Genomic DNA, 12036 nt, shown 5'->3' with positions numbered 1-12036 from the left:
CCGTCGAGCGGATGTACGCAGGGGGGCGCGGGTTCCTGGAGCCGGGGGGCTTCGGGAACCCGCGCCCCTCACGCGTACGGCGGGGTACGAAGGAGGGCGGGCGTCAGGAACCCGCGCCCACGACCCGTACCGGCAGCCCCTTCATCGCGCCCCGCAGCTCCTCCGCCAGCTCCTCGAACTCGGCGTGCCGGGCGGCGCCCGTCCGCATCGCGAGGGCGATCCGCCGCGTGGGCGCCGGTTCCGTGAAGATCCCGGTCCACAGGGCGCTGTTGCGGGCGGTCTCGACGGTCACGGCGGTGCGCGGCAGCAGGGTCACCCCGAGGCCGCCGGCGACGAGCTGGACCAGGGTGGAGAGCCCGGCGGCGGTGGTGGTGACCTCGGCGCCGTCGGTGCGGCCGGCCTCGCGGCAGATGTCGAGGGCCTGGTCGCGCAGGCAGTGCCCTTCGTCGAGGAGCAGCAGTCTGAGCTCCTTGAGGGCCTCGCGCGGGATGTCGTCCCGCCCGGCCAGCGGGTGTCCCTGCGGAGTGACCAGGACGAAGTCCTCGTCGAAGAGGGGCAGTTCGGTGACGCCGGGCACCCCGAGCGGCACGGCGAGCAGCAGCAGGTCGAGCCGTCCGGCCGTGAGCCCCTCCAGGAGCGAGGAGGTCTGCTCCTCGTGGACCTGGAGGTCGAGGTCCGGGTAGCGCCGGTGGACGAGCCGCAGGACCGCGGGCAGCAGATAGGGGGCGACGGTCGGGATCACCCCGAGCCGCAGCACCCCGGTGAACGGCGCCTGGACCGCCTCCGCCTCCTGCATCAGCTCGGCGACCGCGTCGAGGACGGCCCGCGCGCGCACCGCGAGCCGCTCCCCCGCGGGCGAGAGCAGCACCTTCCGCGTCGTACGCTCAAGGAGCTGGACACCGAGTGCCTCTTCGAGAGCCGAAACCGCGCCCGAGAGCGCGGGCTGGCTCATGCCGATGGCCGCCGCCGCATCGCGGAAGTGCAGATGCTCGGCGACCGCCGCAAACGCTCTGAGCTGCGAAAGGCTCGGCTGCTTGCCGCGATGCGGGCTGTACGGGGGACTGTACGGGGACGCCACTGATAACCACCTTCGATCAACACGACCCACTCTAGCTATTTCACTGATCAATGCACTCCGTGCCATGCTGTGAACACGTCCAACCCCCACGGAAGACCCCAAAAGGGACCCTTCCCGTTTCGCAAGGAGAGCGCGTGCTCACTGTCGGTGACAAGTTCCCCACCTACGACCTGACCGCCTGCGTGTCGCTGGAGAGCGGCAAGGAGTTCGAGCAGATCGACCACAAGGCCTACGAGGGCAAGTGGCGCGTGGTGTTCTTCTGGCCGAAGGACTTCACCTTCGTCTGCCCGACCGAGATCGCCGCGTTCGGCAAGCTGAACGACGAGTTCGCGGACCGCGACGCCCAGATCCTCGGCGTCTCCGGCGACTCCGAGTTCGTGCACCACGCCTGGCGCAAGGACCACGCCGACCTGCGTGACCTGCCCTTCCCGATGCTCGCCGACTCGAAGCACGAGCTCATGAGCGACTGCGGCGTCCGGGGCGAGGACGGCTTCGCCCAGCGCGCCGTCTTCATCGTGGACCCGAACAACGAGATCCAGTTCACCATGGTGACCGCCGGCTCCGTCGGCCGTAACCCCAAGGAGGTCCTGCGGGTGCTCGACGCCCTGCAGACCGACGAGCTGTGCCCGTGCAACTGGAACAAGGGCGAGGGCACCCTCGACGCGGCCGCGCTGCTCTCGGGCGAGTGATCTGAGATGGCTCTCGACGAACTCAAGGCCGCCGTACCGGACTTCGCCAAGGACCTGAAGCTGAACCTCGGTTCGGTCATCGGCAACAGCGAGCTCCCGCAGCAGCAGCTCTGGGGCACCGTGCTCGCCTGCGCGATCGCCTCGCGCTCGCCGAAGGTCCTCAGGGAGCTGGAGCCCGAGGCCCAGGCCAACCTGAAGCCCGAGGCGTACCAGGCGGCCAAGTCCGCCGCCGCGATCATGGCGATGAACAACGTCTTCTACCGGACCCGGCACCTGCTGTCGGACCCCGAGTACGGGACGATGCGCGCCGGACTGCGGATGAACGTCATCGGCAAGCCGGGCGTCGAGAAGGTCGACTTCGAGCTGTGGTCGCTGGCCGTCTCCGCGATCAACGGCTGCGGCCAGTGCCTGGACTCGCACGAGCAGGTCCTGCGCGAGGCCGGTGTCGACCGCGAGACGATCCAGGAGGCCGTGAAGATCGCCGCGGTGATCCAAGCGGTCGGCGTCACGCTGGACGCGGAAGCGGTCCTCGCCGAGTAGGGCGTCACCGAAGAACGAGAAGGGCCCCGGGGCATCGCGCCCCGGGGCCCTTTCCTCACGTCCGGCCGGTCACTTCTTCAGCGCCGCCATGAGGGCGAGCGCGTCCTGGGTCATCGGGATCTCGATCCCGGAGAGGTCGATCGGCTCGGTCTGGTCGGGTTTCCCGTCCACTTCGTAGTGCTGGCGGTACATGTCGAACGAGATCTCCGCCTGACCGTCAAGGATCCGGAGGACTGCGCCCTCCCCGTTCCGGTCGTCGAAGAAGGCCTGCTCGCCGACGCCGTCGAGCGCCTGGATCACGCCGTACTGCTCCGCCCGCACCGCGAACTCGGGCCCCGGGTCGACCACCTTGTGCAGGGTGTACGTGATGTCGATGCTCTGTCCGGTGTCCACCGGGCCGAAGGTGACCATGCACGACGACTCGCTGATCGCCGGTTGGTTCACGACGTCACCGGCTCCGTCCTGACTCCGCTTCCCCAACGCGGCGACCAGCGCTTTCAGCTCCGCCACCTCGCAGAGATCCTCCACCGGCTTGTACCCGCCCAGGTCGGGGCCCGGTTCCTTCCCCCGTTCGTACGCGTAGAGCCCGCCGCCCCACACCGCCGACGCCAGCACCGCGCCGCCGAGCGCCCACAGCCAGGGGCGGCGGGTGCGGGGCGGGCGGTGCGGGCCGGGCGGCGGGGTCTCGGTGAGGACTTCGGAGGTGACGAAGCCGTCCTCGCCGTCCAGTTCCGGCTCGGATATCACGCGCGGCTCTCCCCCTTGACGGCCGCCGAGCCCGGTGCCGGGGTCGGGGCCACTTCGAACGCGGTCGCGCCGCGCGGTTCCGGTGTGCTGCGCAGGGCCTGTTCGGTGCTGTACGCGCGCAGGTAACCGACCACCGTGTTGGACACGGCCACCAGCGGGACCGCGACCACGGCGCCGCCGATGCCCGCGGTCAGACCGCCGGCCGCGACCGCGAGGACGACGGCCAGCGGGTGGACCCGGACCGCCCGGCCGAGGATGAAGGGCTGGAGCACATGGCCCTCGATCTGCTGCACGGCGAGGACGACGACGAGCACCATGAGCGCGGTGAACAGACCGTTGGTGACGAGGGCGACGACGACCGCGAGGGCACCGGAGATCACCGCGCCGACCAGCGGGATGAAGGCGAAGAGGAAGATGAAGACGGCGAGCGGCACGGCCATCGGCACGTCGAGGAAGTAGAGGCCGAGGCCGATGAAGACCGCGTCGATGAGGGCGACGAGCACCGTGCCGCGCACATAGGCGGTGAGGGTGCGCCAGGCGCGCGGCCCCGCGCCGGCGACGCCGGGCCGGGCCTGGGCAGGGACGAGCTTGAGCGTCCACTCCCAGACCTTCTTCCCGTCGTAGAGCAGGAAGAGCGTCGAGAACATGGCGAGCAGGATGCCGGTGAGCGCCTCGACGACGACCGTGACGCCCTGGAGTCCGACCTGGGTGATCTGTTCGGCGTTGGAGCCGACGGAATCGCTGAGGTTCTTCGCGATGCCGTTGATCTGCTGCTCGGTCACGTGGAAGGGGCTGTTGAGCAGCGCGAGCTTGAGCTCCTCGATGCCGTCCTTGACCTGGTCGGACAGATTGTCGATGTTGTCCATGACCTGCCAGACCACGAACCAGCCGACCAGGCCCATCACGACGAAGCCGGAGACGGCGGTGACGGCGGTGGCGAGTCCGCGCGGCAGACCCTTCCTGCGCAGCATGGCCACGGTGGGCTGGAGCAGGGCGGTGACGAGCAGGGCGGCGACGAAGGCGAGGACGACGAGCTGGACGGAGCTGATCACCTTCATCAGCACCCAGAGCGTGCCCGCGAAGACGAGGAGCCGCCAACTCGCCTCCGCCGCGACGCGCATGCCCCAGGGGATCGCGGCGACGGGGTCGGGGCGGGCGGCGACGGCGGGGGCGTACGAGGGGGGCGCGGGGACGGAGCGGCCGGCTCCGTCCGGGGCGTCCGTCGTGAGGGGCGGGGCGAGGTCGACGTCCGACGACGTGAGCCGCTCCGGCGCTGGGGCGGGGACGGCCACGTCCTCGTACGGAACGCCGCCCGGCGCCGGATGCCCGGCCTCGCGGCCGATGCCGCGGCCGGCAGCGGTCCCCGTACCGCTCTCGTACGGAGGTCCGAGCGGGTCTTCGCGCTCCGCCTCGGCCCTGCGCTCGTCCAGGCGTTCGCCCATGCGGCTCAGGCCCTCGCCCAGCCGTCCCAGCCATCCCGGCAGTCTCGACATCGCTTCCCTCTTCCCCCCGCTCGTCGTCCGGCCCGTGCGCTCCCCCCGGAAGCCCATGGGCCTTCGCAACCTACACGCAAGAGCCCCCCACCGTAGGACGGTGAGGGGCTCCCCGAGGTTGAGCACGCCGGTACTAGTACCAGCGGTTGGCCTGCCAGAACGCCCAGGCGCCACAGGGGCTGCCGTAGCGGCCGTCCATGTAGCTGAGGCCCCACTTGATCTGGGTGGCGGGGTTGGTCTGCCAGTCGGCGCCGGCGGACTGCATCTTGTAGCCCGGGAGGGCCTGCACGAGGCCGTAGGCGCCCGAACCCTGGTTGACCGCGCGGTAGTTCCAGCTCGACTCGTGGTTCACGATGTTGCTGAAGCACTGGAACTGGGAGGCCGGGATCATCTGCCGGGCCATCGCCTTGACCTCGGCGACGGAGTACGACCCCTGCGCGGAGAAGCTGGAGGCGTCGCGTACCGCGGAACGGCTGGCGCGCTCGGCCTCTTCCTTCTCGCGCTCCTTGCGCTCCTCCTCGGCCTTGGCCTCGGCGGCGGCCTTGTCGGCCGCCTCCTTCTTGGCCTCGGCGTCCTTGGCGGCACGGAGCCGGGCGTTCTCCTCCGCGGTCTTCTTCGCGGTGGCGTCCGCGGCCGCGGCCTGGACGTCGGCCTGCTCCGAGAGCGAGGAGACCTGTACCTGCGCCTGCTCGCCCGCGGGGATGTCCGCGAGCAGCGTGGTGTCGGCCGCGGTGGCCTCGAAGTTGTCATCCGAAGCCTGCGCGACGTTGCCCGAGGCAACGCCGACGACGGCGCCGACGGTGGTGACCGCAGTGGCCGAAGCCACCGCGAATCCCCGGACCGAGATCCGGCTCACACGGTTTCCTTCCAGCATCGCTCGCACAGGTGACCACGCGGGCGAAATCGTGCCCCTGGCGCTGGTCTCCGACGTACTGGGTCACTGAAGACACGGGCCCGTGGTGCTGTGGGCGGCATACGGCTGACGACTGTGGAGTTGTACGTGGGTTGTGCGCCTCGGAAGGTGCACGGGTGCCGTATGCGGGGCCTGACGGAAGCAAGACTTTGCCGGACGGCGACACCGCAAGGCAATTCCGTCCTGCGTGTGAAAGCTCACACCTCAGCAGACGCAGGTGTTTTTGGAGATACAGCGGACACAGGGGCGCCGCCCGGCTAAGCTCCTGCGCTTTGCCGGGCGGCGCCAACTGCCGTACACGTACAGACGCGTACCAATCGGGTCAGATCTGACCGTCCTCCAGCATCTCCGTCACGAGCGCGGCAATCTGGGAGCGCTCGGAGCGGGTGAGGGTGACATGGGCGAAGAGCGGATGCCCCTTCAGTTTCTCGACCACGGCGACGACTCCGTCGTACCGGCCGACCCGGAGGTTGTCGCGCTGGGCGACGTCATGGGTCAGGACGACCCGCGAATTCGCCCCGATCCGGGACAGAACGGTCAACAGGACGTTCCGCTCCAGGGACTGGGCCTCGTCCACGATGACGAACGCGTCGTGGAGGGAGCGGCCCCGGATGTGGGTGAGCGGCAGGACCTCCAGCATCCCGCGCCCGAGCACCTCCTCGATGACCTCGCGGCTGGCGACCGAGGACAGGGTGTCGAAGACCGCCTGAGCCCAGGGGCTCATCTTCTCCGCCTCGCTGCCCGGCAGGTAGCCGAGCTCCTGGCCGCCGACCGCGTACAGCGGGCGGAAGACCATCACCTTCTGGTGCTGCCGGCGCTCCAGGACCGCTTCCAGGCCCGCGCAGAGCGCGAGCGCGGACTTGCCGGTACCGGCCCGGCCGCCCATCGAGATGATGCCGACGTCCGGGTCGAGGAGCAGATCGAGCGCGATCCGCTGCTCGGCGCTGCGGCCGTGGAGCCCGAAGGCCTCCCGGTCGCCCCTGACCAGCCGGACGTTCCCGTCGGCCGTGACCCGGCCGAGCGCCTTGCCGCGCTCCGACTGGAGCACCAGGCCCGTGTGGACCGGGAGCTCGGCGGCCTCCGGGACGTACAGCGTGCTCTGCTCGAAGAGCAGGTCGACCTGCTCCCCGGAGAGCGCGAGCTCGGACATCCCGGTCCAGCCGTTGGCGTCCGTGATGGCGAGCTCGGCGCGGTACTCCTCGGCGAGGAGACCCACCGAGGAGGCCTTGATGCGCAGCGGCAGGTCCTTGGAGACGACCGTGACGTCGTACCCCTCCGCCTGGAGGTTGCGCGCGACCGCGAGGATCCGTGAGTCGTTGTCCCCCAACCTGTAGCCGGCGGGCAGGATGCCGGGGTCGGAATGGTTGAGTTCGACACGCAGGGTGCCGCCCAGCTCCCCGACGGGGAGAGGAGCGTCGAGGCGTCCGTACCTGACCCGGAAGTCGTCCAGGAGGCGCAGGGCCTGCCGGGCGAAGTAGCCGAGCTCGGGGTGGTGCCGCTTGGCCTCCAACTCGGTGACCACGACGATCGGGAGCACGACTTCGTGCTCGTCGAACCGGGACACGGCGTTGGGGTCGGCCAGCAGGACGCTGGTGTCGAGAACATAGGTGCGCCGGTCGTTAAGGCGGCGCTTCGTGCTGGTCACCACGGAAGGACAGACCCCCTCTGAAGACCCCTGTGAGGTCGGGGCGCGACGGAACCGGTGTCGCTACGGAATGGGACCGGGCTCAGGCCGCGATGCACGGGCCGAACCACGGCCCTCCGCTTCTCCCGTACGTGTCCCGCACGGTCGTCCTGGTGCAAGGGGCCTCCCGGGTGGCGGTCTCCGTGCCGCTCACTTCACCAGGGATATGCCCTCGAACCAGCTCTGCCATGCCACGGCATATGACGACGTGTTCGTGAACACGAGGTGATCGGTTCCGAGGGGGTTCCGGGAGGGTTCCGAGGGGGTTCCGGGAGGGTTCCGGGAGGGTTCCGGGAGGGTGTGTCCTTCGATTGACCGGGCGGGCTCAGGTGCCGTAGCGCCGGTGCCGCGCCGCGTAGTCGCGCAGCGCCCGCAGGAAGTCGACCTTGCGGAAGGCCGGCCAGTGGACCTCGCAGAAGTAGTACTCGGAGTGGGCGCTCTGCCACAGCATGAATCCGGAGAGCCGCTGCTCGCCGCTCGTGCGGATCACGAGGTCCGGGTCGGGCTGGCCGCGCGTGTACAGGTGCTCCGAGATGTGCTCGACGTCGACGATCTCGGCGAGCTCCTCGAAGCTCGTCCCCCGCTCCGAGTGCTCCAAGAGCAGCGAGCGGACCGCGTCCGCGATCTCCTGCCGGCCGCCGTAGCCCACCGCGACGTTCACCAGTATCCCCGTGTTGGCGTGGGTGGCCTGCTCGGCCTCCTTCAGCACGGACTGGGTGCGGGCGGGCAGCAGATCCATCGTGCCGACGTGGTTGACCCGCCAGCGGCCGTCGGCGGCGAGCGCGCGCACGGCGTTCTCGATGATGCCGAGCAGCGGGATCAGCTGCTCCTCCGGCCGGTTCAGGTTGTCCGTGGACAGCATCCAGAGCGTGACGACCTCGACGTCCGTCTCGGCACACCAGCCGAGCAGCTCCTGGATCTTGTCCGCGCCCGCCTTGTGGCCCTGCTCGGGGGTCCCGCCGGAGGCCTTGGCCCAGCGCCGGTTCCCGTCGAGGATGACCCCGATGTGCTTGGGCACCTGGTCATGGTCGAGGCGGCCTTCCACCCGGCGTGCGTAGAGCCCGTACACCAGGTCGCGCAGGTTCACCGTTCTTTACCTCTCCGTGCAGCGGCGGTCCGCCCGGCAGCGGCGGTCCGCAAGCCGCCACACTACTGCGCACGGGCGACGGGCTCCCAGCCCGGGACTGTCACAAGTCCGTGATAAGCAGAGATACGTGACTGATTCCCCCCTGTACCGCGCCTCCGCGGACCGCTACGACGCCATGGAATACCGCCGCACGGGCCGCAGCGGCCTCAAGCTCCCGGCGATCTCCCTCGGCCTCTGGCACAACTTCGGCGACGACCGCGCCCTCGACACCCAGCGCGCGATCCTCCGCCGCGCCTTCGACCTCGGCGTGACCCACTTCGACCTGGCCAACAACTACGGGCCGCCGCCCGGCTCCGCCGAGCTGAACTTCGGCAAGCTCTTCGCCCAGGACTTCGCGCCCTACCGCGACGAGCTGATCATCTCGACCAAGGCCGGCTACGAGATGCACCCCGGACCGTACGGCGAGTGGGGCTCCCGCAAGTACCTGCTGTCCTCGCTCGACGCCTCCCTGAAGCGGATGGGCCTCGACTACGTCGACATCTTCTACTCGCACCGCTTCGACCCGCACACCCCGCTGGAGGAGACGATGGGGGCCCTGGCCTCCGCCGTGCAGCAGGGCAAGGCGCTGTACGTCGGCGTCTCCTCGTACACCAGCGAGCAGACCGCCGAGGCGGCCCGGATCCTGCGCGAGATGGGCGTCCCGGCCCTGATCCACCAGCCCTCGTACTCGATGATCAACCGCTGGACCGAGGAGGACGGCCTCCTCGACACGCTGGAGGCGGCCGGCATGGGCTGCATCTCCTTCGTGCCGCTGGCGCAGGGGCTGCTCACCAACAAGTACCTGAAGGGCATCCCGGAGGGCTCGCGGGCCACCCAGGGCAAGTCCCTCGACCCGAACCTGCTCTCCGACGAGGTGCTGCGGCGCCTGCGCGGCCTCGCGGAGATCGCGGAGCGGCGCGGGCAGTCGCTGGCGCAGCTGGCGCTGTCGTGGGTGCTGCGCGACGAGCGGATGACCTCGGCGCTGATCGGCGCGTCCAGCGTCGCCCAGCTGGAGGAGAACGTGGCCGCGCTCGCGGCCGCGCCGCTGACGGATGACGACCTCAAGAAGATCGACTCGTTCGCGGTCGACACCGAGGGGACGAACATCTGGGCCGGCCGGGGCTGACGCCCGGCGGAAAAGAAAAACGGGCCGGTCCGTGGGGGGGGATACGGACCGGCCCGAGGGGGGGTTTCCACCATAACCCTTCGATAGTCGTGCCGCGCGCCACGTGCACGGAACTCACCGCACGGGATTCGCCGGATCCCAGTCGGGACAAGGGCTGTGGGGCCGTGTGGCGGGTTTGCGCCCCGGCGTGGCGGCGGGGTTCCGTCCCTCCGAAGAGGGACCGGCCGGCAGGGGCGCGGCATTGACGTCACGGGGGACGTGCGAGGGCCGCCGCGCCACCTCCCCGGCGGGTCAGGGGAGGGCGGTGAACGCCCCGAGGAGCAGCCCGAGCAGGGCGCCCACCAGCATGAACGGGCCGAAGGGGATCGCCGAGGAGCGGCCCGCACGGCGCAGCAGGACCAGCCCGAGGCCGTACACCGCGCCGAGGAGGAAGCCGGCGAAGGCCCCGGCGAACAGGACGCCCCAGCCGTACCAGCCGAGGGCGGCGCCCAGCGGGAGCGCCAGTTTGACGTCACCGAAGCCGAGACCGGCCGGATTGATGACGAACAGCACCAGATAGGACCCGCCGAGGGCGAGCGCGCCGAGGAGCGCGTGGAGCCAGGATCCCGCGTCGTACGGGAGGAGTTCGGCGCCGCCGAGGAGCAGCGGGACGGTCGCGGCGAGCGGCAGCGTGAGCCCGTCCGGGAGCCGGTGGACGCGGGCGTCGACGCAGGCGAGGAGGACGGCGAAGGGCGCGGCGAGCAGCCAGACCGCCAGCTCGGGCCGGGGCCCGCCGGTGGCGGCGGCGAGCGCGGCGCAGGCGAGGGCGGTGAGGAGCGGCGCGGCGAGCGGGGCGGGGGTGGTCGCGCAGTCCTGCCGCCCGGGCCCGCCGATCCAGCCGCGCGCGGGCCCGGCGAGCGGGTGCCCGGCGGGGCAGCGGTCCCGCCACGGCTCCTCGGCCGGCACGGCGAGCCGGTACGCGGCGCGCGGGACGAGCAGCCCGGCGGCGGCCCCCCACAGGGCGGCGACGGCGATCAGCGAGACGTACACGGAGCTGACCCTAAGAGGCGGGTGCCGCTACGGTCTGGCGCATGGGGAAATGGGCGGACGGACCGGGGATTCTGACGGTGGCGGCTGTGGGGGGCCCTCGGGAGGTTCCCGTGGACGGGGATTCTCTGGGGGTTCCTCTGGAGATTCCTCGGGGGGCTTCTCTGGAGGTACCTCTGGAGGTGCCTCTGGAAGTGGCGGCCTCGTACCGGGCGCGGCGGCGGGGGCTGCTCGGCCGGGACGGGATCGCGGGGGCGCTGCTGATCACGCCGACGAACAGCGTGCACACCTTCGGCATGCGGTTCGCGATCGACGTGGCCTATCTGGACCGCTCGCTCCGGGTCCTGTCCGTGGTGACGATGCGGCCGGGGCGGCTCGGCATGGTCAGGCCGCGCGGCCGGCACGTCCTGGAGGCGGAGGCCGGCGCGATGGCCGGGTGGGGGCTGCGGCCGGGCGTTTCCGTGCAGGTCACGGCGGGCCCGAGCCGAGCAGGGTGAACGCCCCGTAGGCGGCGGAGGCGAGCGCGAGTCCGGCGAGGACGGGCAGGGCGGTGCGGGTCCTGAGCCGCGCGAGGGCCACGGCGGGCGGCAGGAGCAGGCCGAACGCGGGCATCATCAGGCGCGGCCGGGAGCCGAAGTAGGCGGCGCCGACGAGGGACACGAGGACGACGCCGATCGTGTAGACGAGCAGCGGCAGCGGCTGCTTCTGCCGTACGCAGAGGGCGACGAGCCAGCCGAGGAGCGCGAGCGCCGCGCACAGGCCGAGGGCGGCGGGCCAGGGCAGCCCGGCGATGAAGCGGGCGAGGGCGACGCCGCCGTCGATGGAGTTGCCCCAGGCGGCCTGGACGTCGAAGTAGGCGGAGGGGCTCCCCTCCCGTACACCCACGTACACGACGTATCCGAGCCACCCCAGCGGGGCGATCAGCACCCCGACCACCGTCCGGAGGGGCAGCCTCCGATCCCGTACGAGGGTGACGAGAGCCGTGATGCCGAGGGCGGCGATCAGTGCGGCGGCCGTCGGCCGGGTGAGCCCGGCGACGGCGCACAGGGTGCCGGCCAGGATCCACCGCCCGCGCAGGACGGCGTACAGAGACCAGGCGGCGAAGGCGGTGAACAGGGTCTCCGTGTACGCCATCGACTGCACGAACGCGGTCGGGTACACGCCCCAGAGGACCGCGAGCAGCACCCCCGCTCGCTCCCCCGCGACGTGCGCGCCGCAGCGGTAGATGCCCCAGGCGGCGGCGAGCGCGGCGGTCCAGGAGACGCACAGCCCTGCGGTCGCCGCGTCGACGGGGAGGACGGCGGAGAGGCCCCGTTCCAGGGCGGGGAGGAGGGGGAAGAAGGCCAGGTCGGAGTGGACGTCGCCGTTCGGCAGGGTGACCTCGTACCCGTATCCGTGCTCGGCGACGCGGACGTACCAGACGGAGTCCCAGCGGCCCTTGAGCCGGTGCAGCCCGTCCTTGCCGGTCGCGGCGGCGGCGATCGCGAGGACGGCGAGGCCGATGAGCCGGGTGGCGGCGTAACCGCCGACGGCGGTGAGGGTGAGGCTGAGGGGACGGCTGGGACGGCTGGGACGGCGGAGCGAGGGCATCCGCCGATTATCCCGGGGCGGCCA

General features: G+C 71.2%; 12 protein-coding genes. 4 read left to right on the top strand and 8 right to left on the bottom strand.

Going from position 1 to position 12036, the window contains the following annotated elements; translation table 11 throughout:
• Positions 1–103: 103 nt before the first annotated feature.
• Positions 104–1078, bottom strand: a complete 975-nt coding sequence (locus ACFC0G_RS13970; RefSeq protein ID WP_376402198.1) for a LysR substrate-binding domain-containing protein — start codon at positions 1076–1078, stop codon at positions 104–106.
• 134 nt (positions 1079–1212) lie between these two features.
• Between ACFC0G_RS13970 and ACFC0G_RS13965 the strand changes: the two genes are divergently transcribed.
• Together ACFC0G_RS13965 and ACFC0G_RS13960 are read left to right on the top strand one after the other, a co-directional pair.
• On the top strand, positions 1213–1767 hold the full coding sequence (locus tag ACFC0G_RS13965) for a peroxiredoxin (protein ID WP_024758658.1): 555 nt from the start codon (positions 1213–1215) through the stop codon (positions 1765–1767).
• Between the two features lie 6 nt (positions 1768–1773).
• Entirely contained in the window at positions 1774–2307 is a 534-nt protein-coding gene (locus ACFC0G_RS13960; RefSeq protein ID WP_376402194.1) for an alkyl hydroperoxide reductase, read from the top strand.
• Between the two features lie 69 nt (positions 2308–2376).
• On the opposite strand, the gene ACFC0G_RS13955 is transcribed toward ACFC0G_RS13960, so the two are convergent.
• From ACFC0G_RS13955 to ACFC0G_RS13935, 5 genes are all read right to left on the bottom strand, one after another.
• Positions 2377–3054, bottom strand: coding sequence for a hypothetical protein (locus ACFC0G_RS13955; RefSeq protein ID WP_376402191.1), 678 nt, complete (start codon positions 3052–3054; stop codon positions 2377–2379).
• On the bottom strand, positions 3051–4547 hold the full coding sequence (locus tag ACFC0G_RS13950; RefSeq protein ID WP_376402188.1) for an AI-2E family transporter: 1497 nt from the start codon (positions 4545–4547) through the stop codon (positions 3051–3053). Before ACFC0G_RS13950 ends, ACFC0G_RS13955 begins: the two co-directional genes overlap by 4 nt.
• 133 nt (positions 4548–4680) lie before the next feature.
• The gene (locus ACFC0G_RS13945; protein ID WP_376402185.1) at positions 4681–5421 is read right to left on the bottom strand and encodes a transglycosylase SLT domain-containing protein; all 741 of its coding nucleotides are present in this window, start codon (positions 5419–5421) and stop codon (positions 4681–4683) included.
• 361 nt (positions 5422–5782) lie between these two features.
• Positions 5783–7108, bottom strand: a complete 1326-nt coding sequence (locus ACFC0G_RS13940) for a PhoH family protein (RefSeq protein ID WP_376402182.1) — start codon at positions 7106–7108, stop codon at positions 5783–5785.
• 361 nt (positions 7109–7469) lie between these two features.
• The gene (locus ACFC0G_RS13935; RefSeq protein ID WP_376402179.1) at positions 7470–8231 is read right to left on the bottom strand and encodes an isoprenyl transferase; all 762 of its coding nucleotides are present in this window, start codon (positions 8229–8231) and stop codon (positions 7470–7472) included.
• Positions 8232–8358: 127 nt separating this feature from the next.
• Here ACFC0G_RS13935 and mgrA point away from each other — a divergent pair, with 127 nt between their 5' ends.
• A complete protein-coding gene (mgrA, locus tag ACFC0G_RS13930; RefSeq protein ID WP_376402176.1) occupies positions 8359–9396 on the top strand; it encodes an L-glyceraldehyde 3-phosphate reductase in 1038 nt (345 codons plus the stop codon).
• A gap of 291 nt (positions 9397–9687) precedes the next feature.
• Here mgrA and ACFC0G_RS13925 read toward each other — a convergent pair whose 3' ends face one another.
• The gene (locus ACFC0G_RS13925) at positions 9688–10425 is read right to left on the bottom strand and encodes a prepilin peptidase (RefSeq protein ID WP_376402173.1); all 738 of its coding nucleotides are present in this window, start codon (positions 10423–10425) and stop codon (positions 9688–9690) included.
• A 41-nt stretch (positions 10426–10466) separates the two neighbouring features.
• Here ACFC0G_RS13925 and ACFC0G_RS13920 point away from each other — a divergent pair, with 41 nt between their 5' ends.
• Positions 10467–10919 carry a DUF192 domain-containing protein gene (locus tag ACFC0G_RS13920; RefSeq protein WP_376402170.1) on the top strand — a complete coding sequence of 151 codons (453 nt, stop codon included), beginning with the start codon at positions 10467–10469 and terminating at the stop codon, positions 10917–10919.
• On the opposite strand, the gene ACFC0G_RS13915 is transcribed toward ACFC0G_RS13920, so the two are convergent.
• Positions 10891–12012: a mannosyltransferase family protein gene (locus tag ACFC0G_RS13915; RefSeq protein ID WP_376402167.1), complete on the bottom strand. Its 1122-nt coding sequence runs from the start codon at positions 12010–12012 to the stop codon at positions 10891–10893. The genes ACFC0G_RS13920 and ACFC0G_RS13915 overlap by 29 nt on opposite strands.
• Positions 12013–12036 lie beyond the last annotated feature (24 nt).

It is taken from the genome of Streptomyces sp. NPDC056169 (assembly GCF_042268445.1).
Taxonomy (GTDB): domain Bacteria; phylum Actinomycetota; class Actinomycetes; order Streptomycetales; family Streptomycetaceae; genus Streptomyces.
The sequence above is the reverse complement of the archived record's forward strand: the minus strand, read 5'-3'. Positions and strand labels throughout refer to the sequence as shown.

What these genes read in the sequence shown, in the direction of transcription:
- ACFC0G_RS13960 (WP_376402194.1), top strand. Translation starts at nt 1,774, where the DNA reads ATGGCTCTCGACGAACTCAAGGCCGCCGTACCGGACTTCGCCAAGGAC.
- ACFC0G_RS13950 (WP_376402188.1), bottom strand. Translation starts at nt 4,547, where the DNA reads ATGTCGAGACTGCCGGGATGGCTGGGACGGCTGGGCGAGGGCCTGAGC.
- ACFC0G_RS13945 (WP_376402185.1), bottom strand. Translation starts at nt 5,421, where the DNA reads ATGCTGGAAGGAAACCGTGTGAGCCGGATCTCGGTCCGGGGATTCGCG.
- ACFC0G_RS13920 (WP_376402170.1), top strand. Translation starts at nt 10,467, where the DNA reads ATGGGGAAATGGGCGGACGGACCGGGGATTCTGACGGTGGCGGCTGTG.
- ACFC0G_RS13915 (WP_376402167.1), bottom strand. Translation starts at nt 12,012, where the DNA reads ATGCCCTCGCTCCGCCGTCCCAGCCGTCCCAGCCGTCCCCTCAGCCTC.